Annotated in this window: 29 protein-coding genes; 27 read left to right on the forward strand and 2 right to left on the reverse strand. The window is 60.0% G+C overall.

The genetic code is table 11. The annotated features are described in order from the left end of the window. Positions 1 to 66 precede the first annotated feature (66 nt). The 25 genes from KGB21_RS22920 (at position 67) to KGB21_RS23045 (ending at position 17,260) form a co-directional block, all read left to right on the forward strand. A complete protein-coding gene (locus KGB21_RS22920; RefSeq protein ID WP_223506823.1) occupies positions 67 to 537 on the forward strand; it encodes a hypothetical protein in 471 nt (156 codons plus the stop codon). Then, a complete protein-coding gene (locus KGB21_RS22925; RefSeq protein ID WP_223506824.1) occupies positions 534 to 692 on the forward strand; it encodes a hypothetical protein in 159 nt (52 codons plus the stop codon). Before KGB21_RS22920 ends, KGB21_RS22925 begins: the two co-directional genes overlap by 4 nt. Continuing rightward, the gene (locus KGB21_RS22930; RefSeq protein WP_223506825.1) at positions 689 to 1,273 is read left to right on the forward strand and encodes a recombination protein NinG; all 585 of its coding nucleotides are present in this window, start codon (positions 689 to 691) and stop codon (positions 1,271 to 1,273) included. Before KGB21_RS22925 ends, KGB21_RS22930 begins: the two co-directional genes overlap by 4 nt. Continuing rightward, a complete protein-coding gene (locus tag KGB21_RS22935) occupies positions 1,270 to 1,590 on the forward strand; it encodes a hypothetical protein (protein WP_223504237.1) in 321 nt (106 codons plus the stop codon). The genes KGB21_RS22930 and KGB21_RS22935 overlap by 4 nt, the downstream gene beginning before the upstream one ends. Beyond that, positions 1,587 to 2,168 (forward strand): hypothetical protein, encoded by a 582-nt coding sequence (locus KGB21_RS22940; protein ID WP_223506826.1) that lies wholly within the window; start codon positions 1,587 to 1,589, stop codon positions 2,166 to 2,168. The genes KGB21_RS22935 and KGB21_RS22940 overlap by 4 nt, the downstream gene beginning before the upstream one ends. A 283-nt stretch (positions 2,169 to 2,451) precedes the next feature. After that, complete coding sequence (locus tag KGB21_RS22945) at positions 2,452 to 2,781, forward strand: phage holin, lambda family (protein WP_223506827.1); 330 nt, start codon at positions 2,452 to 2,454, stop codon at positions 2,779 to 2,781. Between the two features lie 3 nt (positions 2,782 to 2,784). Then, positions 2,785 to 2,979, forward strand: a complete 195-nt coding sequence (locus tag KGB21_RS22950; RefSeq protein ID WP_223506828.1) for a hypothetical protein — start codon at positions 2,785 to 2,787, stop codon at positions 2,977 to 2,979. 262 nt (positions 2,980 to 3,241) lie between these two features. Beyond that, entirely contained in the window at positions 3,242 to 3,763 is a 522-nt protein-coding gene (locus KGB21_RS22960; protein ID WP_223506830.1) for an HGGxSTG domain-containing protein, read from the forward strand. After that, the gene (locus KGB21_RS22965) at positions 3,744 to 4,994 is read left to right on the forward strand and encodes a terminase large subunit domain-containing protein (protein ID WP_223506831.1); all 1,251 of its coding nucleotides are present in this window, start codon (positions 3,744 to 3,746) and stop codon (positions 4,992 to 4,994) included. The genes KGB21_RS22960 and KGB21_RS22965 overlap by 20 nt, the downstream gene beginning before the upstream one ends. Further along, positions 4,991 to 6,445 carry a DUF4055 domain-containing protein gene (locus KGB21_RS22970; RefSeq protein ID WP_223506832.1) on the forward strand — a complete coding sequence of 485 codons (1,455 nt, stop codon included), beginning with the start codon at positions 4,991 to 4,993 and terminating at the stop codon, positions 6,443 to 6,445. Before KGB21_RS22965 ends, KGB21_RS22970 begins: the two co-directional genes overlap by 4 nt. Then, entirely contained in the window at positions 6,423 to 7,493 is a 1,071-nt protein-coding gene (locus KGB21_RS22975) for a minor capsid protein (RefSeq protein WP_223506833.1), read from the forward strand. The genes KGB21_RS22970 and KGB21_RS22975 overlap by 23 nt, the downstream gene beginning before the upstream one ends. A 115-nt stretch (positions 7,494 to 7,608) precedes the next feature. After that, complete coding sequence (locus tag KGB21_RS22980) at positions 7,609 to 8,307, forward strand: hypothetical protein (protein ID WP_223506834.1); 699 nt, start codon at positions 7,609 to 7,611, stop codon at positions 8,305 to 8,307. 12 nt (positions 8,308 to 8,319) lie between these two features. Further along, positions 8,320 to 9,294 carry a major capsid protein gene (locus tag KGB21_RS22985; protein ID WP_223506835.1) on the forward strand — a complete coding sequence of 325 codons (975 nt, stop codon included), beginning with the start codon at positions 8,320 to 8,322 and terminating at the stop codon, positions 9,292 to 9,294. 2 nt (positions 9,295 to 9,296) lie between these two features. Beyond that, entirely contained in the window at positions 9,297 to 9,509 is a 213-nt protein-coding gene (locus KGB21_RS22990; protein ID WP_223506836.1) for a hypothetical protein, read from the forward strand. A 48-nt stretch (positions 9,510 to 9,557) separates the two neighbouring features. Further along, positions 9,558 to 10,055 (forward strand): DnaT-like ssDNA-binding protein, encoded by a 498-nt coding sequence (locus KGB21_RS22995; RefSeq protein ID WP_223506837.1) that lies wholly within the window; start codon positions 9,558 to 9,560, stop codon positions 10,053 to 10,055. Between the two features lie 2 nt (positions 10,056 to 10,057). Then, complete coding sequence (locus tag KGB21_RS23000; protein WP_223506838.1) at positions 10,058 to 10,429, forward strand: hypothetical protein; 372 nt, start codon at positions 10,058 to 10,060, stop codon at positions 10,427 to 10,429. Between the two features lie 8 nt (positions 10,430 to 10,437). Continuing rightward, positions 10,438 to 10,866: an HK97 gp10 family phage protein gene (locus KGB21_RS23005; protein WP_223506851.1), complete on the forward strand. Its 429-nt coding sequence runs from the start codon at positions 10,438 to 10,440 to the stop codon at positions 10,864 to 10,866. Further along, positions 10,863 to 11,279 carry a phage tail terminator-like protein gene (locus KGB21_RS23010; protein WP_223506839.1) on the forward strand — a complete coding sequence of 139 codons (417 nt, stop codon included), beginning with the start codon at positions 10,863 to 10,865 and terminating at the stop codon, positions 11,277 to 11,279. The genes KGB21_RS23005 and KGB21_RS23010 overlap by 4 nt, the downstream gene beginning before the upstream one ends. Positions 11,280 to 11,342: 63 nt before the next feature. Continuing rightward, a complete protein-coding gene (locus KGB21_RS23015; protein WP_223506840.1) occupies positions 11,343 to 11,990 on the forward strand; it encodes a phage tail protein in 648 nt (215 codons plus the stop codon). Between the two features lie 44 nt (positions 11,991 to 12,034). After that, the gene (locus KGB21_RS23020; RefSeq protein ID WP_223506841.1) at positions 12,035 to 12,349 is read left to right on the forward strand and encodes a phage tail assembly chaperone; all 315 of its coding nucleotides are present in this window, start codon (positions 12,035 to 12,037) and stop codon (positions 12,347 to 12,349) included. Beyond that, the gene (locus tag KGB21_RS23025; protein ID WP_223506852.1) at positions 12,349 to 12,660 is read left to right on the forward strand and encodes a DUF1799 domain-containing protein; all 312 of its coding nucleotides are present in this window, start codon (positions 12,349 to 12,351) and stop codon (positions 12,658 to 12,660) included. The genes KGB21_RS23020 and KGB21_RS23025 overlap by 1 nt, the downstream gene beginning before the upstream one ends. Positions 12,661 to 12,714: 54 nt before the next feature. Next, the gene (locus KGB21_RS23030) at positions 12,715 to 15,387 is read left to right on the forward strand and encodes a phage tail tape measure protein (protein ID WP_223506842.1); all 2,673 of its coding nucleotides are present in this window, start codon (positions 12,715 to 12,717) and stop codon (positions 15,385 to 15,387) included. Between the two features lie 3 nt (positions 15,388 to 15,390). Then, positions 15,391 to 15,729: a phage tail protein gene (locus tag KGB21_RS23035; RefSeq protein ID WP_223506843.1), complete on the forward strand. Its 339-nt coding sequence runs from the start codon at positions 15,391 to 15,393 to the stop codon at positions 15,727 to 15,729. Between the two features lie 11 nt (positions 15,730 to 15,740). Beyond that, on the forward strand, positions 15,741 to 16,493 hold the full coding sequence (locus tag KGB21_RS23040; protein ID WP_223506844.1) for a phage minor tail protein L: 753 nt from the start codon (positions 15,741 to 15,743) through the stop codon (positions 16,491 to 16,493). 2 nt (positions 16,494 to 16,495) lie between these two features. Next, positions 16,496 to 17,260 (forward strand): C40 family peptidase, encoded by a 765-nt coding sequence (locus KGB21_RS23045; protein WP_223506845.1) that lies wholly within the window; start codon positions 16,496 to 16,498, stop codon positions 17,258 to 17,260. A gap of 142 nt (positions 17,261 to 17,402) precedes the next feature. Here the strand turns inward: KGB21_RS23045 and KGB21_RS23050 are convergent, their stop codons facing one another. Both KGB21_RS23050 and KGB21_RS23055 read right to left on the reverse strand, forming a co-directional pair. Continuing rightward, entirely contained in the window at positions 17,403 to 17,666 is a 264-nt protein-coding gene (locus KGB21_RS23050; RefSeq protein ID WP_223506846.1) for a hypothetical protein, read from the reverse strand. Between the two features lie 299 nt (positions 17,667 to 17,965). Next, entirely contained in the window at positions 17,966 to 18,250 is a 285-nt protein-coding gene (locus tag KGB21_RS23055) for a hypothetical protein (protein WP_223506847.1), read from the reverse strand. Between the two features lie 93 nt (positions 18,251 to 18,343). On the opposite strand from KGB21_RS23055, the gene KGB21_RS23060 reads away from it, so the two are divergent. Both KGB21_RS23060 and KGB21_RS23065 read left to right on the forward strand, forming a co-directional pair. Beyond that, entirely contained in the window at positions 18,344 to 18,955 is a 612-nt protein-coding gene (locus tag KGB21_RS23060; protein ID WP_223506848.1) for a tail assembly protein, read from the forward strand. A 59-nt stretch (positions 18,956 to 19,014) separates the two neighbouring features. Then, the coding region (locus tag KGB21_RS23065; protein ID WP_223506849.1) for a host specificity protein J at positions 19,015 to 22,552 on the forward strand (3,538 nt) is incomplete at its 3' end.

Here is a 22,552-nt window from a genome sequence, read left to right on the forward strand (position 1 = left end):
GGCCTGCACCATGGCTGGTTTCTCCATCGGCGTGTTCTGCGTCCTGATCACAATGGCGGTGACGTCATGAGCGACAAGATCAGCGTCAACTGCCAGGCCAAGCTGTCTGAGGCCATTACCAGCCTGACCACCATGTTCCGCGAGAAGAAGTTCGTCGTTGTGTCGCTGCGCCCGGGGAAGGATCGCACCCTGGACCAAAACGCACTGTGGTTCTCGCTGTACCAGCGCATCGCTGCGATGACGCAGATCGGTGACGTGGAGGACGCCCGACGTTACTGCAAGCTGCACTTCGGCGTGCAGATCTTGCTGAACGAGGAAGACGATTTTCGTGCGGCTTGGTACCAGACCATGCGTCACCTGAGCTACGGGCAGAAGCTCGAGATGATGGGGGGGTGCTCGCTGTTCGGTCCGGACGGATTTCCGGTAACTCGGTTGTTCAGCCGTGCGCAGGGCATCGCCTACACCGATCGCATCGTGTCCGACTTCACGGAGCGCGGGGTGGTGTTCACGGATCTGCTGGGCGAGGTGGCGGCATGAGCGCGACCAATAGCGTTTCCATGTTGGTCATGGTCACCGCCTGGGTGTGCGGCATCGCTTTGGCGAAAGGCTTCTGGATGACTGCGGTCTGCTTCGTGCTGCCGCCGGTGGCCTGGGTTCTGCTGGCCGAGCATTTGATGGGGGTGGCTGCATGAGTCTCGTCGCAAAACAGCCACGCCCGAAGAAGTGCAAGAACCCAGCCTGCGGCATCAGCTTTCCGCCGCAACGTCTGGGACAGGCTGTGTGCAGCCCCAAGTGCGGCCTAGCCATCAAGGATGTGAATCAGGAGAAGGCGCGCAAGTCGCTGGCCCAGATTGAACGCCGGGAAATCAAGGTTCGCAAGGAGAAGCTGAAGAGTCGGGCCGAGCACCTCAAAGATACGCAGATCGCCTTCAACGCCTGGGTGCGCGAACGTGACGCCGAGCTGCCATGCATCAGCTGCGGGCGGTACCACGATGGCCAATATCACTCCGGCCATTATCGAACTGTGGGAGCGAACCCGGAATTGCGGTTTGAGCCTCTGAACGCCTGGAAACAGTGCGCCCCATGCAATAACCACCTCTCCGGGAACCTGATCAATTACCGAATCTCGCTCCTACAGCGAATCGGGGAAGAAAAGGTGGTTTGGCTGGAGGGCCCTCATGAGGCCAAGAAGTACACCGTCGAAGAGTTGAAGGCGATGACCGCCGACTACCGGGCGAAGACCAGAGACTTGAAAAAGGGAGCAGTAGCATGACCAAGAAATTAATTTCTGCATTGATCAGTACCATGTTCAGTTTTGCGCTTCTGTCAGGCATAGACACTCTGCATCAGTTCGCTTTCTACGTGACGGCTGTCATGAATGGCTGTGCCTGGCTTGCTCTGTTTTGCGGTAGCGTCAAGGACGATGTTGCGGCCGGGCTGCGATCTTACTTGTGGATAAGCTTGCCGAGCTCAGCATTCAGCCTTTACGCAATGATCTTCACGGGCCATACCGTTCTGGCTGCATCGAGTTTCATGGTCACGTTCTTCATCCTGATTCTGGCGTTCAAGAAGCCGGAGGTCGCAGCATGAAGATCAATTCTGCACGCCAGGCATGGCACGACTGCACGTACAACCCGGCCCCTGGCCAGACCTCCGACGTTGCCGTGCTGGGGGTTGTGGTCCAGAGCACGGAGCGTGGGCCGACCGCAGATCACGCAGTGCACGGCGCACTGGCTGGACAGATTCAATCGGCTATCGCACGGCTTCACCAACAGCTGCGCGCATTCGGTAATGCGATGTACGCGGCCGAGCCGACCGATGATGACCGGGAGGAGGCTGAAGAGGCTGTATTCAATCTGGCGTGCAGCCGGGCGCCGCGCATGACCGCCGACAAAAGGGAGCGTGCCGAGTACGTGGCCAAAGGGGTGTTCCGTCGGTACCGCTACATGCACCAGGGCGGCCAGTCGGCCAACGATGACCCATTGATCAAGCCTGAGTTGTTCAGGGCGTGGGTGAATGCCGAGTATGGGGTCAAGCTTCCATCCGCTGCCTGGGGCCGAGACTGGGAGCCGTTTGTGCAGCTCTGCTTCGACGCCTGCTACAACATCGACGCGAAGGCGTTGAGCCCTATCGGCGGGGTGATTTACAAGATGCGAGAGGCTGCTTGACTTCCCGCACGGCTGAGGGCATCATTTCGCCATATTGAGTATTTTGCCTACGGCAACTTGCTCCACTAACCCTGCTTTCGAGCGGGGTTTTTTGCGTCTCCAGTTTCTCACCATGCCCTCAGCGCCGTGCTTCGTCGCGTGCCAAGAGGGCCTCATTCAGGCCTCTGTATTCGCAGGGGCCTTTTCGTATCTGGTACCCACGCCATCGTCTTTGCTCCGAGCGGATGAGAGAGGCGGGGAGTGCCGGACCTATTCTCGCTCTCCCCGAAAGGGAGGAATCCGGATGCCAAACATGCCCGACAAACCAGACACCTGGCTCATCGTCATGGCCTGGCTCAGCCAACACGCCCCGATGTTCTACGCCGCGGCGCTGTCATGCTGGATCGCCTTCTTGCGCGTCATCTACGGGGGAGGGGGGCGGCGACAGGCTTTGCTTGAGTCCTGCCTGTGTGGCGCGATTACGGCGGGGGCGTTCCCTTTGCTCGAATATTTCAACCTTCCATCGAGCCTTGCGGCTGCCGTCGGTGCTGTCATCGGCACCCTTGGCGTGAAGAAAGTGGCCGACCTGGCCGACCGATTCACCGACTTCAAATTGCCTAAGCGGCAGGAGTGACTCATGCAACTGATCGACAACTGGAAACAAGCGCTGAGCATGACCAGCGTTCAGGCGGGTGGCGCCATTGCGGCGCTGGGTGTCGCTGAGCAGCTGATGCCGCAGCTCCAGGCCGTGCTGCCACCGGTGGCCTATGGCGTGCTGGGGCTGCTGGTGATGATCGCCCGCGTGGTGCTTCAGCCGAAGCTGAGCAAATGAGCAGCGTCACTCGGCTACATCACGCTTTACCACTGTCGCCGGATGTTCACGGAGCACTGAAGGGCTTGGACGACACAATCGTGCAAGCCATCAAAGCCGCAAAGTCTGCCGGCCTGCCGCAAGGTTTGATCGTTGCAGTGCTGCACGGGCACGCTCATAGCGAGACGGCAAAGATGGTCGGTTAACGAATGAGCGTTGAATGACGTTCGAACGACGTTGAATGAATCGTTCTGCGAAAACACCCCATGAATGAGGCAAGCCCATGGCCCATTGCGGCGCTAAAACGCGCTCAGGGGAACCATGCAAGCGGCACGCAGTTCCGGGTTCCTCGAAGTGCAAGCTACACGGTGGTGCAGCATCGAAGGCCAACAAGGGCAACAAGCATGCAGCCAAAGCCGGATCCATCTACAGCAAGTTCCTGACTGATGCCGAGAACGACATGCTGGCCAGCATAGAGCTGGGTCGAGTCGACGATGAGCTGCGCCTGACCCGTGTCCGGCTGATGCGTGCACTGGCTCGGGAGAACGAGCACGGCAACACGCTGGAGATCGACAGCGAGAAGATCGACACGGGCGAGCAGGGCGGTACATCGACGACCAGCAAGGTTCGAGATTATGCCGGGCTGATCGACCGCCTGACTGCGCGTGTCGAGAGCCTGGAGCGCACCCGCGCCGAACTGCTCAAGGCGAACCCGCCAGAACTGCCGCCAGTGGCCAAGATTGAAATCGAGGTGGTCAGTGGAAGGGCGAGTGTTAAGGCTCCAGATGACGGAGCCGCAGCTTGAGTTCTACCAGCTGAAGGACAAGTACCCGGCGTTCGTGGGTGGCTTCGGCACGGGCAAGACAGAAACACTGGCCAATTGCGCAATTCGTGATGGCCTCATGTCCTCATCTGCCCTGATCGCGCTGTACGAGCCGACCTATGACCTGGTGCGCCTCATCCTTGCCCCGCGCATGGAAGAGAAGCTGACGGACATGGGCATCCGGTACAAGTACAACAAGCAAGAGAACATCATCTACACCAGCTCTGGCCAGTGCGGTGACTTCGTGCTGCGTACCTTGGAGAACCCGGCGCGCATCGTTGGTTACCAGTCATACCGAGCCCACGTCGACGAGATCGACACGCTCAAAAAAGAGCAGGCAAAACTGGCCTGGCAAAAGATCATTGCTCGAAACCGGCAGCAGCCCGACGACGTGGCCGACCCACTCAACCGAGTGAGCGCCTACACGACGCCAGAGGGTTACCGGTTCGTGTACGACACCTGGGGCCGCAACCCTAAGAGGGGTTACGTCATGGTCCAGGCCGCGACGTACAGCAACCCGTTCCTGCCTGATGACTACGTCGACACCCTGCGCGACAGCTATCCGCCCGCGCTGATCGATGCCTACATCGAGGGCAAGTTCACCAACTTAACCAGCGGCAGTGTCTATCCGGACTTCTGCCGTCGCCTCAATCACACGAATGAGGTTGAACGCCCGGGCGAGCCTCTGCTGATCGGCATGGACTTCAACAGGCTGAAAATGAGCGCCGTGGTCTACGTGCTACGCGATGGCTGGCCCGTGGCAGTGGATGAGATCACCGATGGTCGCGACACCCCGTCGATGGTCGAGCTATTCCACCAGCGCTATCGCCTCAAGGGGCACGCACTGAAGGTGTTCCCGGATGCGTCCGGTCAGAACTCCAGCAGCAAGAACGCCAGCGAATCCGACCTGAGCATCATCCGGCAGGCCGGCATGTCGGTGCAGGTCAACTCGACAAACCCCGCCATTGCTGACCGCGTCAACGCCGTGAACGCCTTGATCCTGAATGGCGACGGCGAGCGCCGGCTAAAGATCAACACGCACCGATGCCCGCACCTCACGGACGGACTGGAGCAACAGGCCTACGACAAGAACGGCATGCCGGACAAGTCGAGCGGCATAGACCACCTGAACGACGCAGCCGGCTACCCGTTGGCCAACCTGTTCCCAATCATTAAACCCGCCGTCAACTTCAAAATGGGATTCGCTCGATGATCAACGACGTTACCTATCGGCGCCCTGAGTACGTGGCGGCCCTCGACCGCTGGCGCCTGGTGCGTGACGCCTGCAAGGGGTCGGATGCGATCAAGGCAGGCAAGACGCTGTACCTGCCCCAGCCGAACCCGGACGACAAGAGCGCGGCCAACACCGAGCGCTACAAGGACTACATCAAGCGCGCCGTGTTCTTCAACGCGACGGGGCGCACCAAGAATGGATTGGTCGGGGCAGTGTTCCGCACGGTTCCAACATTCACCGCTCCCGCGTCCCTAGCCTACCTGACCGAAGACGCCGACGGCGCCGGGGTCAGCATCTACCAGCAGTCGCAAATGGTGCTCGCTGATGTGCTGGAAACGGGCCGATCATTCCTGCTGGTGGACTTCCCCGATGTGGTGAAGACGGACGGCAGCAGCGACAGCAGCGTCAAGGATCTGCAAGAGGGTGGTGTGCAAGCGACCATCAAGGCCTATCCGGCCGAGGCGGTCATCAACTGGCGCACCACCAAGGTCGGCGCGAAGCATCTGCTGAGCCTGGTCGTGCTGGTCGAGACGCACGAAGTGGAAGGTGATTTCGAGGTCGAGACCTGGCCCCAGTATCGCGTCCTTCGGCTGGTCTACGGTTCGTACCTGGTCGAGGTCTGGCGCCAGGACGAGAAGGGCGGCGACTTCGGGCTGAAAGAGCAGTACATACCAACCCGGGGCAACGGCCAGAACTGGAACGAGATCCCGGGCGGCTTCGTCGGCAGCCAGAACAACGACACCTCTCCGGACGATGCGCCGCTGTATGACATGGCCGAGGTCAACGTTGGGCATTACCGCAACAGCGCCGACTACGAGGACTCGGTCTACATGGTCGGGCAGCCTCAGATCTACATGGCCGGCCTCGATCAGACCTGGGTCGACATGCTGGAAGGGAAGGGCATCTACTTCGGCTCCCGTGCACCACTGATGCTGCCGCAGGGCGGTACCGCCGGAATCCTTCAGGTCGAACCAAACTCGATGGCGAAGGAAGCCATGGACGGCAAAGAGGTGCAGATGGTTGCCCTCGGTGCTCGACTGGTCGAGCAGGGCAGTGCGACCAAGACCGCCACGCAGGCCGGGGCCGATAACGCCGCCGAGCATTCGGTACTATCCCTGGTCGCCAGCAACGTCAGCGAGGTTTACACCAAGGCTCTGCAATTCGCAGCTGACTTCATGGGCGTGACTGGCAAGTGCGAATACGCGCTGAACCAGGACTTCGTCGAAGCCTCTGTCGATCCGCAGGTTATCTCCGAACTGCTCAAAGCAGTGCAGGCCGGCCAACTCCCGGCGTCTGACTTCTGGACTGAAATGCGCCGCATCGGCCTGATCAAGGCCGAGAAGACCGACGAGGAAATCCGCGACGAACTGGAGACGAGCTCAACGGGCCTTGCTTTGGACATGAACGATGACAACGATCGAGCAGCTTGATAGCACCATCCGCAACATGGTCATGCTGGAGCGGCTGAAGTCGGGAGAGGCGAAGAAATTCGGCCCCTTCCTGGTGAGGATCGACCAGAGCATCCGGGAAAGGTTGAGCGGCGACGAGCTGACCAGCTTCACCCGGGCGCGCCTGGACAAGCTGCTGAAGGAAGTCGACACGGTCCTGACCGAGATTCTCGGCCGCTACACCGATCAACTGCAGCTCGACCTGATGGACATTGCGCAGTCGCAGGCCAGCTTCGAAGCCAAGCTGCTGACGAATACGCTACCGGTCGGCATCAGCCTTGAAGCGGCTGTGCCAGCGCTACAGACACTCAGGACAGCAGCTTTCAAGAACCCGCTCAGCATCAAGGGCAATGGCGGCGGCAAGTTGCTCGAATCGTTCATCAAGGACTGGTCGAGCGCCGAGGTCGAGAAGATCAGCGGGGCTATCAGGCAGGGATGGTTTGAAGGCCAGACCAACGCCGAGATAGTCCGGCAGATCCGCGGCACCAAGGCGCTCGCCTACTCTGACGGGATACTCGCCACGACCGAGCGCAATGCCGGCACGGTGGTTCGCACCTCGGTGCAGCATGTGGCCAGCCAAGCACGCAACGAGGTAGCCAAGGTGAACGACGACTTCGTCACCGGTGTGCAGCTGATCGCCACCCTCGACAGCAAGACGACGCCTTACTGCCGATCGATTGACCATCAGGTCTATCCGGTCGATTCAGGGCCTCGACCACCGTTTCACCCGAACTGCCGCACCAGCTTCATCTTGCTGACCAAGTTCAGCGCGATGTTCACCAAGGGCGCGATCCGGGCGAGTGTCAGCGGCCAAGTGCCAGCGAGCCTCACGTATTACGCCTGGCTGAAGACCCAGCCGATGAGCTTTATCGAGCTGGCCATCGGCCCCAACCGCGCCAAGCTGCTGATGAACGGCGGCCTCGACGCTGACAGGTTCGCCGCCCTGCAGCTGGGCAAGAACTTCAAGCCGATCACCCTGGACCGCATGCGCGAGCTTGAACCGGAAATGTTCAAGCGCGCCGGACTGTAGCGCGACACAAAACGCCGATACGCAAAACGTGTCGCGACAAATCACCAGGCCCCGCCAAGTGCGGGGTTTTCACATCTGCGGGCTGGGCCTGCACATCAAATCCCCAGGGGGGAACATGCTCGACTACACACGCGAAAATCTGGATGGCCTCGACGCATCACTGCATGCGCTCTATGAGCAAGGCGAAGGCGGCTACAAGCTGAAGGTAAACGGCATCCCGCAGGGCGAGGACGTGACGGGCCTGAAGAAGCAGCTCGACACCCTGCTCGGCGAGAAGAAAACCGAAGCCGCCAAGCGCAAAGAGGCCGAAGAGACCGCTCGACTGGCTGCTGAAGAGGCTGCTCGTAAGGGTGGCGACGTCGCGGCGCTCGATAAGTCCTGGCAGGAGAAGTACACCAAACGGGAGCAGGAATTGCTGGCTGATCGCGACGGCCTCGGCTCGCAGATCAAAGAGTTGACCGTCGGCCGCACTGCCAACGAACTGGCCTCTGAAATGGCTGTGTCTGGTAGCGCGAAAGCCCTCCTGCCTCACATCCAGTCGCGCCTGAGCATGGACACCCGAGACGGCAAGCCTACGGTCGTCGTTCTCGACGCCAACGGCCAGCCATCGGCCGCCACACTGGCGGAACTGAAAGCAGAATTCGCCAGCGATCCGGCGTTCGCGCCTCTGATCGTTGGTAGCAAGGCCACTGGCAGCGGGGCTGGCGGGGCAAAACCAGGCGGCGGGGCCGCAGGCGTGCCGAAGTCTCTTGCCGAGTGCAAGGGCGATCCGGCGCAAGAAAAACTCTACTACGACTCCAAAATCCCAAGCTAAAGGAAGCCCCAAATGGCTCTCACCGATATGAAGGTATTCAACGACCAGCTGAAAAGCGCGATCGTTGAACGACTGACCCAAAACTCCCAGGCGTTCAACGCCGCCTCGGGTGGCGCGATCCTGCTCCAGAACGCCGGCAACATGGGCGACTTCTCGCAGGTGTCCTTCTGGAAAAACGTTTCCAGTGCGATCCGCGACGTGGATGCATACGCCGCCCAGGCTTCGGCTGCCGCCACCGCTCTGACTCAGGGCATCTTCTCCACCGTGAAGGCCATGAAAGCGTTCGGCCCGATCGTGTGGGAGCCGAACCAGCTCACCTGGATTCAGAACAACCCTGGCGATGCGCTGCGCGTGATCAGCCAGTCGCTGGCCGAGGCAATGCTCGAATCGCAGGTTAACCGCGCCATTGGCGTGACCCGCGCTGCGCTGGCCAACGTGGCGAACCTGACCCACGACGTATCCGCGACTGCTGGTATCAGCCAAGCCACCCTGAACGCCGCTCACGCAAAGTTCGGCGATGCCTCGCAGCAACTGATCACCCAGGTGATGACCGGTGCCGTGTATCACAAGCTGATCGCGCAGAACATCACCAACGCCGCTCAGCTGTTCCAGGCTGGCAACGTCACCATCGTGGATATTCTCGGCAAGCGTTCGATCGTTACCGACTCCCCGGCCCTGCGCATCACCGGCACTCCGAACAAAAACTACGTCCTGTGCCTGACTGCCGGCGCAGTGAAGGTTGAGCCGAACGGCGACTTCAAGTCGGTGATCGATGAAACCTCGGGCGTAGGTCAGACCCGCCTGGAAACCAAATACCAGTCTGAATGGACCGAGAACGTCGGCCTGAAGGGCTTCACCTGGGACGAAACCAACGGCGGTAAATCGCCGGTCAAAGCTGCTCTGGAAACGGGCACCAACTGGGACAAGGTTTGGGCAGACAAGCTCTGCGCAGGCGTGGTCCTCATCGGCGACGAGGCTAAGGACTGATCATGAGCAACGTTATTCGCGACACCCGCAAAATCTGGCTCGTAGCTCACCCGCTGCACCAGTACAAGGAAGACGCCAAAGACCTGGCTCGGCGCAACAACCTGCGCATCATCGATGTCGAGCACGAAGCCGATATCGATCCGGAACAGATCGCGGAAAAGACTCCGAAGCTGACCAAGTTGGCCGAAGACAAGCCAGCCCAGGCCAGCGAGTAACCAGCAGCACGGCCCCTCTGCGGAGGGGCTTCGCCCGGAGGGTATCCAGTGTCACTGATCATTGAAGATGGCACCGGGAAGCCGGACGCCGACAGCTTCGCCACCGCCGCCGAGCTGGTCGACTATGCCGCCAAGTACGGCGCGACTATCCCTGCCGAAGAGCCTGCTCAGGAATCCCTATTGCGCCGCGCTGCACTGGCTATGGACGGATACAACTGGAAAGGCACCCGCACCAACGGCGATCAGGCACTTTCGTGGCCGCGCCGAGATGTAACCATCGACGAGCGAACGCTGCCGTCCGATTCCATTCCTGTTCGGATCAAGTCCGGGCAGATGGCGCTAGCCGCCGAGATTCACGCTGACGACATCGACCCAGTCGACAAGCGCACTGGTGCAGTCACCAAGGAGCGCGTCGAGGGTGCGGTCGAAGTCCAGTATGCAGCTGCATCGAGCGGCAGCCAGAAACCCGCTGTCACGGCCAGCCCGAGCAGCCTTCAGTTCACCGCGCACATCGCCCGCAAAGGCCTGTTCGCCATCAGGGCCTGACCATGAGCGCGTTCTACGACCGAATGGCCGCTACGGCCTTGCGCCTCATCGCGCAGTACGGACTGACCATCACCCTGCGCACCGTAATGCCGGGCGGGTACGACCCCGAATCGGGCGAAACCTCGCCCGAGACGATCACCGAGCAAGACGGGCAGGGCATCCTTATCGACTACACCGGGCTGGAGTTCCAAGCCAACAGCCTGATCAAGCAAGGCGACAAGAAGCTGAAGCTCGCGGCCAAGGGGCTGACTTCGGCGCCTTCGCTGCTGAGCAAGGTCATTGCTGACGGCAAGACCTGGTCAATTGTGCCGCCGCTGAAAGAGATCAATCCGGCCGGCACTCCGCTTCTGTACGAATTGCAGGTGCGAAGCTGATGGCCAACATGAAAGCCAAATATGGTGGCAAACAGGGCGGCTTCGCTCTGGAGCTGGCCAAGTTCGCCGAGCAAGCAACTGAGGCGATCGACGCCAGTCTGCGCGAGATCATCATCGAGGTTGCCGGCTCACTGATCCGCATGTCGCCGGTGGATTCCGGGCGGTTCCGCGGCAACTGGCAATTCAACCTGATGACGCCGGACAACAGCACCAGCCTGAATGTCGACCCGACGGGAGCAGAGACACTAGGCCGCATTGTTGCTGAGGCTGGAGCCTTCAATGCGGGCCAGGTGGCATACATCACCAACAGCCTTCCCTATGCCATCCCGCTGGAATACGGCCACTCAGAGAAGCAGGCGCCGCAGGGCATGGTCCGCGTAACACTTGCTCGCTTTCAGCAGATCGTCGACGAGGCGGTCAGGAATCACCACATATGAGCCATCGAACCATTCGCCAGATCTACGAGGCTCGTCTTGCTGCGTGGGCTGCCGCCAGAACGCCGGCATTGCGCATTGCCTATCAAGGCGTGCCCCTCACCCCGAACGACGGCGAGACCTACCTTGCAGCCTTCACGCTACCGGCTGGAACCAGCAGCGAGACGCTTGGCGGTGACCACAGGGCCTTTACCGGCCTGTTTCAGGTCAGCGTCGTGACGCCAGCCGGCGCCGGCACCGGCAAGGCTGAGGGCATCGTCGACGAGCTGGCCGCGCTATTCCCGCTGAACGATCGATACGCAAAGGCCGGCCTCACCGTCATGACGCTGACGCCGTTAGAGCCTGGTCCCGGCGTTCCAGAGGGCAACACCTGGACAATCGCCGCCAGTTTCCAATACCGCGCCGACACCGACTGACCCGCAGAGCAACACCGGAGCCCGCCTAGTGCGGGTTTTTTCATTTGTGCATGAGGAAAACCCATGTCTGTTTCGCTTCCCAACGGCGCGGTAGTCGCCGCGGCCTCGACGTATCAAGCGCCGAAGACCGTAACTGCCATCAGTAACGCCGCTGAGGCGTCCTGCAGCTCTGTCGGCCATGGCTTCGTAGTCGGCGATATCTTGGAAGTCACTTCCGGTTGGTCCCGCCTGAACTCCCGCATCGTGCGAGTGAAGTCGCAAACGGCTGACGCTTTCGTACTCGAAGGCGTGGACACCAGTAACGTCAGTTTGTACCCGGTCGGTGGTGGCGCGGGCACGGTTCGCAAGATCCTGACGTGGGTGCAGATCACCCAGGTGCTGGAGTTCACGACCTCGGGCGGCGAGCAGCAGTTCGTTACCTACTCATTCCTCGAAGAGGACGTAGAGCACCAGATCCCGACCGTGAAGTCGGCGTCGAGCTTCGCCATGACCATCGGCGATGACGCCTCGCTGCCGTGGTATGCGCTGCTGTCTGCTGCCAACGATGACCGCATCCCGCGCGCCGTGCGCATCACCCTGCCGTCGCAGTCGAGCATCCTCTACAACGGGTATGTGACGCTGAACAAAACCCCGACCCTGACCAAGAACGAGATCATGGGCTTGCAGGCCACTGTCTCGCTGACGTCCGAGCCGATGCGCTACTCGGCATAACCATCCAGCCCGCCACTGCGCGGGCTTTCCTTTTGGGATAGAACATGACTGTTAAATTTAGCCTGAAGGCTGCCCCGACGTTCAAGAAGCCAGTCGAGCTGCCTATCCATGGTGGTGACGCCGCTGTCGTAGTCGTGGAGTTCAAGCACCGCACCCGTGACGCGCTGGACGAGTGGATTAAAGAGATTCAGGGCAAGACTGATGCAGAGGTTTTGGCAGGCTGCGTGGTCGGATGGGATCTTGATGACAAGTGCGAGGCCGAGAGCTTCGAACTGCTGTGTCAGAACTACGCAGGCGCCGTTCGCGTTATTTCCCAGGCCTACACCGACGAGATCGTGCAGGCCCGCCGAAAAAACTAATCGACGCTGCCCGTAGGCTTTACGCGAAAAGCCCCGCCAAGAGCGAGCTAGCCGCGTTCGGCTTCACGCCAGAGGATATGGGCAGCGACGAATTCGAGATATGGCCCGACAACTGGCAGGCTCTGGGTGTCTTTATGGCGATGGAGACGCAGTGGCGCACGGGCATGGGTGGGGCTACGGGGCTTGATTACGGGGTGCTGCCCGACGTGATGCGTCTGCGCGGCGTGCCCAAGTCCGAGCGTTCCGAGGTGTTCGACTGGGTCCGCCTGATGGAAGGTGAAGCGCTCGATCAGATGCGTGAGAAGAAATAGCTCAGCCGAACAACACAGCCCGCCATGCGGGTTTTTTATTGCCTGGAGAACTGCATGACCTCGATCGCCGAACTGGGCATTCGCGTAAATTCGGCCGAGGCCGCTCAGGCTGCTAACGACCTGGACAAGCTTGCCCAGTCGGGCGCAAAGGCCGAGAAATCAACGCTCGGCCTGACCCAGTCCACCGAGAAGTCCGAGAAAGCCGTCAAGGGCATGGGTGCAGGGGCTAAGGGTGCCGAGAAGTCCACCGAAGGGTTGACCAAGCAGACCGAAAAGCTGGGCCTATCCGCCAAGCAGACGGCTGCGGCCCTCCGCGGTGTACCGGCGCAGTTCACTGACATTGCTGTATCGCTCCAAGGTGGCCAGGCGCCGCTGACGGTTCTCTTGCAGCAAGGTGGCCAGCTCAAAGACATGTTCGGCGGTATTGGTCCAGCCGCTCAGGCGCTGGGCGGGTACGTCGCCGGACTGATCAACCCGTTTACCCTTGCCGGCGCGGCGGCTGTAGGTCTGGCTGTCGCCTACAACAACGGCACTCAGGAGGCGGTCGCCTACAACAAGGCGCTGATTCTCACTGGTAATGCCGCGGGCACGACGGCAGATGCACTGGGCACCATGGCGCGAAACATCGGCGCTAGCGTGGGGAATACGGGCGCTGCGGCTGAAGTCCTAGCCCAGTTGGCCGGTAGCGGAAAGATCGCCTCAGATAGCTTCGAGGCGATCACTATTGCTGCCCTGTCCATGCAAGAGGCTACCGGCAAAGCCGCGGCGGAAACCGTCGCCGAATTCGTCGAGATTGGCAAAGACCCGGTTGCCGCCGCCAAGAGGCTGAACGACCAATACAATTTCCTCACCGCCTCGATCTATTCGCAGATCGTTGCCCTGAAGAAAAGCGGCGATGAGACCGGTGCAGCCAAGCTACTCGCCGATACCTATGCAGACACGATCCAGAACCGCTCCAAGCAGGTCATTGAAAACCTGAGCCTGTGGGAGCGAGCATGGAAAGGTGTCGCAGCAGAAACAAAAAAGACCCTCGACGCCTTCAATGACATTGGCCGCGCCGAAGAATCCTCGAAGCGGATCGCCGATCTCAGTCAGCAGATAGCTGCCGCGCAGAGCGCTTTAAAGGGTGATCCGGACGACACCGATGCGCAGAAGAAGCTGGCGAACTCGAAGCTGGAGCTCGATTTCCTCGTCAAGCAGCGTGACACCGCGGCAGCAATTGCCGCTGCCCAGGCGTTGGATGGCAGTCGCCAGAAGGATGCTATCGCTGCTGCTGAGCGTATCGATGCGCTGACCAAGTCCGCCTTCACCAATGAGCAGTTGCGCGGCGCGGAAATCAAGAAGTACAAGGCGGATCTGGACAAAATTCGGGAGGTTAACCCGAACGACACCCGACTCAATCAGGCGGCGGTCGATAAGAACATCGCCAACATCAACGACAAGTACAAAGACCCGAAGGTCGCCGCTGTACGAAGTGATGCCGGCGCCCAGATGCTGCTGACACTCCGCGCTCAGGAAAGCTCGCTCTCTGCTCAGCTGAAGAGCGACGACAAGCTGACCGAGGCTGAACGCAAACGCGCCGAGATCACCCAGCAGATTGCCGATCTCAAGACGCGGTCGGTGCTGACTGCAGATCAAAAAAGCCTGCTGGCCAGCGAGGCTGGCATCAAGGCCCAGCTCGACAAGAACGTCGCGGTGGCTGAAGAGGTTCGGCTACACAACGAGACGATCAAGCTGCAAGAGCGGTCGGCGCAGATTCAGGCGTCGATTACATCGGCCAGCGAGAGCAAGAATGATCAGCGCACTTCGCAACTATCGTTCATTGGGCTGGGTCGTCAGGCTGCCGAGCGTGCCGCAGAGGATGCAGCCACCCGCAAGGAGTTCCAGCGCTATCAGGATCAGTTGAACAAGGCTACTCCGGCTGATCAGTTGGGTGGCTCGGCCTACAACGTCGAGTCCGGCAAGATTCGCGCAAAGCTGGACGAAGCGTTGGCCGCCAATCAGGACTATTACGACCAACTCGCCGCCAAGCAAAGCGACTGGAAAAACGGCGCAACCGCTTCTTTTCAGGACTACCTGGAGTCGGCGCGTGACGTTTCCAGCCAGACCTATGACCTGTTCAGTAACGCATTCAGCGGAATGGAAGACGCGGTCGCGAATTTCGCCATATCTGGCAAGTTCGCGTTTTCCGATTTCGCCAAATCGATTCTGGCGGACATGGCGCGCATTGCTACACGGCAGGCGGCCTCCGGACTTCTTTCGAGTCTTGCCGGCACTGCCGCCAGCGCGTACTTCGGTGGCGGTAGCGGCGCAGCATCTTCGGCGGGGTCGACCCAGGCCGGCTACAGCAATGTCGACTTTTCAGGGTACCGGGCTGCTGGTGGTCCGGTTGCAGCGAACTCGCTTTACGAAGTCAACGAACTCGGCCCTGAGCTGTACAACGAGGGCGGGCGCTCTTACCTCATGACCGGCGCGAATGGCGGCAGCGTCACGCCGCTGACCTCTGGCGGTGGTGCAGGCATTCAAGCCATGGGCGGTGGCGGCACTACGCAAATCAGCGTGCAGGTGAATGTCGCGAGCGATGGCAGCACCAGCGCAACGTCGAGCGATCCGTCGTATCAGCAGTTCGGCAAAGAGCTTGGCGATTTCGTCGAGCAGAAGTATCGACAGTTGCTGCGCAAGGATCTTAGCCAGGGCGGCAGCATAACGAGAGCAATCAAAGGGTGATCTATGGCAATTGAGCGCTTCACCTGGCAGGTCGAAAAGGGTGCCGAGGGCGAGGTCAGTCAACGGGTGCGCACCAAGCAGTTCGGTGATGGCTACAGCCAGTCGGTGTCGGACGGCATCAACAACAAATCGCAGTCCTGGCCGTTCAGCTACACAGGCAAGGCCGCCACGGTAAAGCAGATCATCGCCTTTCTCGACCGTCACGCTGGAGCGAAAGCCTTCCTGTGGACGCCGCCACTCGGTGAGCTCGGCCTCTACAAATGCACTGGCTACAAGCCGGCGAACAGGGGTGGGGATGTTTACGCCCTGACCGGTACCTTCGAGCAAACCTTTCATCCATAAGGAACTGCCACATGGCACTGATAACGGACATCCAGAAGCTGGAGCCCGGCGGGGAAGTGCGGCTTTTTGAAATTGACGGTACGGAATACGGCGCCGATGTGCTGCGCTTCCATGGTCACGCCATTCCGCATACACCCGCCGAACTGCTCGCCTATGAGGGATCAGTCGACGAACTGCCAGCCAAGTCGATTTGGTGGCAAGGCAACGAGTACGCGGCGTGGCCGGTGCAGATTGAAGGCCTCAGCTCGGACAGTGACGGCAGGGCGGCTCGACCGGTATTCAGCGCGGGCAACGTCAACGGGCGAATCACGGCGCTGTGCCTGGCCTTCGAAGACCTGCTGAAGTTTCAGCTGACTGTCCGCGAAACCATGGCGCAGTACCTCGACGCGGCGAATTTTCCGGGTGGCAACCCGACTGCTGACCCGACGCAAGAGGCGCTGGAGATCTGGTTTATCGACCAGAAGACCGGTGAAGACGGCGAGTTTGTGCAGTGGGAGCTTTCGTCTCCGGGCGAGATCGACAACCACGGACTGCCCGGGCGCCAGATGACGACCTTCTGCCACTGGGCCATGACCGGAGGCTACCGTGGGCCGAACTGCGGCTACACCGGCGGTGCGATGTTCGATGACGACGACAACCCAACGGATGACCCGAGCAAGGACGAGTGCAAGGGCGGGCTCAAGTCCTGCAAGTTGCGCTTTGGTGACAACAACCAACTTCCACACGGTGGATTCCCCGCCGTCTCACTGATCGCCCGGAGTTGATCATGCGCAAGCACATCCTGTTGGCGATCCAAGCGCACGCCGCAGCGGAGTACCCGAAAGAGTGCTGCGGCCTGCTGCTGGCGGTTGGGCGAAAGCAGCAATACTTCCCGTGTCGGAATATTGCGGCCGATCCTAGTGAAGAGTTCCGGATTGATCCGGAGGACTACGCCAAAGCGGAAGATTTGGGCGAGGTCATCGGCATTATCCATTCGCACCCGGACGCCACCAGTCGACCATCGCCGCACGACCTAGCCATGTGTGAGGCTACCGAGTTGCCCTGGCACATAGTCAGCTGGCCGGAAGGCGACCTGCGCAGCATCACCCCAGTCGGCATTACGCCGCTGCTCAATCGCCCATTTGTGCACGGTGCGTGGGACTGCTGGCAGGTCTGCGCCGACTGGTACAAGCGCGAGCTGGGGCTTGAGTTCGAGTCCTTCAAGCGCGAGGACGGTTGGTGGGAAAGCGCGGACGCTGTCAGCCTGTACGAAGCGAACTACGAGGCGGCCGGCTTTGTCCGTGTCGACCATCCGCAGCGCGGCGACATGATCGTCATGACGGTAGGCCGAACAGCTCACCCGAACCATGCGGGGATCTACCTCGGCACCGATCCAGCCCTACCAGAGGAAAATGCGAACACCTTCGGGCCTGGTCCTTTCCTGTTGCACCACCTGTACGGGCGGCCGAGCGAGATCATCGTCTTCGGCGGGCCGTGGCTGGACCGAACACGCCTGGTCCTCAGGCACAAAGATGCACAATCAATCACATGACGCGGCAGGGCCGCAGGAGTGGTATATGAATATGAAAAATTCGAACCAACGGAAACCTGCAGTTCCGTTTCTGGCTGGGAGTGACGGTCGAATCTATATCAATGAAGCCATGATCAAATCTTCGACCGTCACTAATGCAAAATTACTTGCCTAGTTCAGCCTGTTTTGCTGCGAACTCTTCAGGTGATAAAGCAACAGGAGGCTGAGCACCTGGGAAAACTATATGAAAAATCTCCTTAACCAGATCATCGCCATGGCCAGCGCGCTTAGACCCCTCCATTGCTATAGCCAGATATCCCTGGGTGAGCTCTGGATGTGCTTGAGCTGAAACTTGAGCCAACGCCGTTACCGCGTTGGCAAGTTGGTAGATAGCGGATTCATTGCTTACGTTGTAGGGGTTGCTCACATTGACCTCCAGGTCATTAACGCGCCGAAATTGGCGCAATCCCAGTCCTTGGGCTTGCAAGCAAAGGACTGGGGGTATCCGTTGCATGAAGGCGAGAGGCTACTATCGGCGGGCGGTTGAGCGTTACTGGGGATTCGTACAGGCTCAAACGGGTGATACAGTCTGCGTTTTCAGGACAAGGAATGATCATGCGGATTTTGATCGGGGCGGTTGCAGTGGCTTTGTTGGCGGGGTGTTCGACTTCTCAGGTTCCTGCCGATAAGGCGAGGCCTGTGCCATCTGATAGGATTATGGCGTTCTCAGCTAAGCCTGCCGGCCCGCACGGAACCGTAATCGTAACGCGTGACACTGGTTTTGTTGGCGGTGCGTGCTACGTCGGAGTTTTGGTCGATGGGAAGTTTACGGCTCGAATCGATACCGGCGAAGTGGTCCGCCTTTACGTTCCTGCTGGCGAGCACATTATCGGTTTGTCGGGCGACAAAATCGGGGGCGGTACATGCAGCTGGGGTGAGCTCCGAAAGGAGCAGTCCATGGTTGTGGTAGATGGGCAGGTAAAGAAATTCAGGATCGGCGGCGATACTCAAGTAGGGCTTGATATACGGCCGACATCTATTTGATTCGCCAGCCAGAATCTAAAGCCACCTTCGGGTGGTTTTTTTGCATTTAGAGGAAAAGGAATGACTGCGTCCCCTAACGAATATCAGCCAATGACCACGATCCTACTTTATGGGCAGCTTCGGCAATTTGGTCGAGCATTCAGGCTGTCCGTTAGTTCTCCAGCTGAGGCAATTAAAGCGTTGTGCATCCAGATCCCAGGGCTTGAGCGCTTTCTCTCCAATGCAAAGTCGAGAGGCCTGGAGTTTGCTGTCTTTCGCGGGAAGACGAATATCAGCGAGGGCGAACTCTCTTTCGGCGGGATGGGCGATATTCGAATCGCTCCAGTGTTATCTGGCAGTAAGCGTGCCGGCGCTCTCCAGACTATTGTGGGTGTGGCGCTGCTCGCTGTGGGAGCTGTTATGACTTTCGCTTCTGGCGGTACGGCGACACCTTTCACTTCTGGCCTGATGCTGATGGGTGCATCAATGGCCCTTGGTGGCGTAGTCCAGATGCTCAGTCCCCAAGCCCAAGGCCTGAAGACCAGCGCAGCCCCAGAGAACACCCCGGGTTATGCCTTCGGCAGCGCCAAGAACACCACCGCATCCGGTAACCCTGTCCCGCTCTGCATCGGGAAGCGCCGCTGGGGTGGCGCGATCATCAGTGCTGCCATCTACGCCGAAGACCAAGTGTAGCCACACCACCAAACACCACGACCGCCCATGAGGCGGTTTTTTATTGCCTGGAGAACAGCATGGGCGCAGCACAGCAGGTTGAAATCTTCGGCGCCAAAGGCGGATCGGACAAGCCAAAGACCCCGACCGAGGCGCCGGATAGTCTGCGCTCTGTAGCGATGGCCAAAATATTGATAGCCATGGGCGAGGGCGAGTTCGCCGGCAATCCGACCGCCCAGGACATCTACCTCGACAACACGCCGCTGCAAGACCCTCAGGGCAACATGAACTTCCCGAACGTGAAATGGGAGTTCCGTAGCGGTTCTGTCGAGCAGAGCTACATACAGGGCATCCCATCGATCGAGAACGAAACCACCCTAGGCATTGAGCTTCGCAGTGGCACGCCTTATGTGCGTGCAATCAGCAACACTGAGCTATCGGCCGTACGCCTACGCTTCGCCTGGCCTGCGTTGCAATCGGTGGACTCAAGCGGCAACACAAACGGCTACCGAATCGAGTACAAAGTTGAGCTGGCCACCGATGGCGGCGCCTATCAGCAAGTGCTGAGCGAAGCTGTAGACGGAAAAACCACCAGTACCTACGAGCGCACGCGCCGCATCGATTTACCGGCAGCAACCAGTGGCTGGCTGATGCGCGTGACCCGCATCACGCCCAATCAGAACAACAACAAGATCGCCGACACCATGCAGATCGCGGGCTTCACTGAAGTCATCGACGCCAAGCTCGGCTACCCAAACACCGCGCTGCTCTACATTGAGTTTTCGGCCGAGCAGTTCCGCAACATCCCGGCTGTCACCGTTGATTGCCAAGCCCGTAAATGGCAGGTGCCGAGCAACTACGAGCCCGAGACTCGTTCCTACACAGGTATCTGGGATGGCACCTTTAAGCTCGGCTGGACCGATAACCCTGCGTGGGTGACCTACGGCATTACGGTAAATGACCGCTTCGGCCTTGGCCGTCGGATCAAGCCTTGGCAGGTGGACAAGTGGGAGTTGTACCGGATCGCCCAGTACTGCGACCAACTGGTGCCGGACGGTAAGGGCGGGCAAGAGCCTCGCTTTATCTGCAACTTAAACCTGCAAGGCAAGGCCGACGCTTGGTCACTGCTGCGAGACATCTCGGCGATTTATCGTGGGATGACCTACTGGGCGCAAGGGCAACTGTTCAGCCTGTCCGACATGCCGCGCGCAACCGACTTCGACTTTGCCTATACCCGGGCAAACGTCATTGACGGCAAGTTCACTTACTCGAGCGCATCGGAGCGCACCAGGTACAGTCGGGCCCTGATCAGCTACGACAACCCGGCGAACAACTACGACACGGACGTTACCTCGGTGACCGATCCGAAGCTGCAGCGCCGTTACGGCGACAACCCACTGGAGATCAGCGCAATCGGCTGCACCCGCGAGTCGGAGGCGCAACGCCGGGGCAAGTGGGCGCTACTGACGAACTCCAAGGATCGTGGGATCACGTTCAAGGTCGGTCTCGACGGACGCATCCCTCTGCCTGGCTACGTTATTCCCGTTGCCGACGAGCTGCTGGCGGGCCGTGCGATCGGTGGGCGAATCTCCACGGTGTCTGGCCGCACCATTACCCTCGACCGCGACACACAAGCCAAGGCTGGCGATCGACTGATCCTGAACTTGCCCAATGGCAAGTGCGAAGGGCGCACGGTGCAGGCCGTGGCGGGGCGCGCAGTTACTGTCACTGTCGCCTATTCAGCAGTGCCGGAGAGCGAGCTTGTCTGGGCGCTCGACGCTGACGATTTGGCCGTGCCGCTGTACCGCGTGACCAGCGTTTCACGTCCCGAGCCTGGCGTATTTGAAATATCGGCCATCCAGTACGACCCGAGCAAGTTTGCGCACATCGACACGGGTGCTCGCCTGGAAGAACGGCCGATCAGCGTAATCCCGATCGCCGTCGTTCCGGCGCCGGCCAGTGTGACGCTCACTTCGAGCTCGGTTGTCTCCCAGGGTATCGCAGTCGCCACCATGTCCATCACCTGGCCAGCGGTCAACGGTGCGGTCGCCTACGAGGTCGAGTGGCGCAAGGACAATGGCAACTGGATCAGGACGCCGCGCACGGGCTCGACCAGCATTGACGTAACCGGGATATACGCCGGGGCTTATTTGGCCCGCGTCCGGGCGGTCAGTGCTTTCGATATCTCGTCGGTATGGAAAAGCTCGATCCTGACCAATCTCGCCGGCAAGCAAGGGTTGCCGCCAGCGGTGTCGTTCCTCACGGCCGCGCCGCTGCTGTTCGGCATCTATTTGAAGTGGGGCTTTCCTGCCGGGGCTGAGGACACGCAACGAACTGAAATCTGGTACGGACCAACCACCAGCTTGGAAGCAGCCACCAAGCTGACGGACCTGTCGTACCCACAAAGCGATTTCTCCATGCTCGGCCTGGCTGCCGGGGTCACGTTCTACTTCTGGGCGCGGCTGGTGGATCGGATCGGCAACATCGGGCCGTGGCATCCAATCAGCATGGGCGTGCAGGGGCAGTCGAGCGCTGACGCTGGGGCCATTCTGGAAATGCTTGCCGGTCAGATCACCAAGACGGAACTCGGCGAGGACCTGTTGGCTGAAATTGAGAAGATCCCCGGGCTTCAGGCGCAGATCGATGCGCTCGACGGCCTCAAGGGGTATGACCCGGAAATCACCTACGTTGAATACGACCTGGTGGTAGTGGGCAAGCGGATCTATCAGGCGACCGGCAACGTGCCGCTCAATACTCCGCCACCGAACGCTGCCTACTGGCTCGACGTTGGCCAGACGGTTGAAACGGCCAACGGCTTGGCGCAACAGGTCGCCACCAACACCGCCGAGATCAGCGAACTCGACGGCGTGATGACTTCCCAAGCGACGGCCTTCGAGGCTTTGCGTGCATCGTCGAGAGACGACAACGGGGAGGGCGATCTGGCGGATGCTTTGAAGGGCTGGGACAGCACCGCATCGGCTGCCACGGAAACCAAGGTTCGCACCTCCGAATACGAGGCGACATCACAACGACTCACCACCTTCGACGCCTCGATTGGCAAGAACGCGGCCAACATCACCGGACTGGAGAAGGTGGTCGCGACCAACAATTCGGCGATGGTCACGAAGACCGATCAGTTGAGCGTGGCGGTGGGACAAAACTCGGCAGCAGTACAGCAAACCGCTACGGCACTTGCAGACACCAACGGCAAGCTGTCCACGCTTTGGTCGGTAAAGATGGAGACCACGGCGGGTGGGCAGAAGTACGCCGCTTCTTTCGGCCTAGGTCTTCAGGTCGATCCATCCGGCGTGTCGTCCCAGTTTGTTGTGCGGGCGGATACGTTCATGTTGCTGAATCTGGCCAATGGCACACCTGTCTCGCCGTTCGCGGTGGTCGGTGGGCAGACGTTTATCCGAGAAGCATTTGTCCAAGACGCCAGCATCACCAACGGCAAAATCGGCGGCGCCCTTTATTCCAGTGATTATGTTTCAGGCCTGTCCGGCTGGGCGCTTCCGAAGTCTGGCCCCTGGGAGCTGAACGGAAACAATGGCGCCGGACGGATGCAGATCGTCAGCACGGCAATCAAGCTCTATCACGCCAACGGCGTGCTGGGCATCG

The sequence above is a fragment of the Pseudomonas sp. GL-RE-29 genome, from assembly GCF_019947275.1.
Classification (GTDB): Bacteria; Pseudomonadota; Gammaproteobacteria; order Pseudomonadales; family Pseudomonadaceae; genus Aquipseudomonas; species Aquipseudomonas fluorescens_A.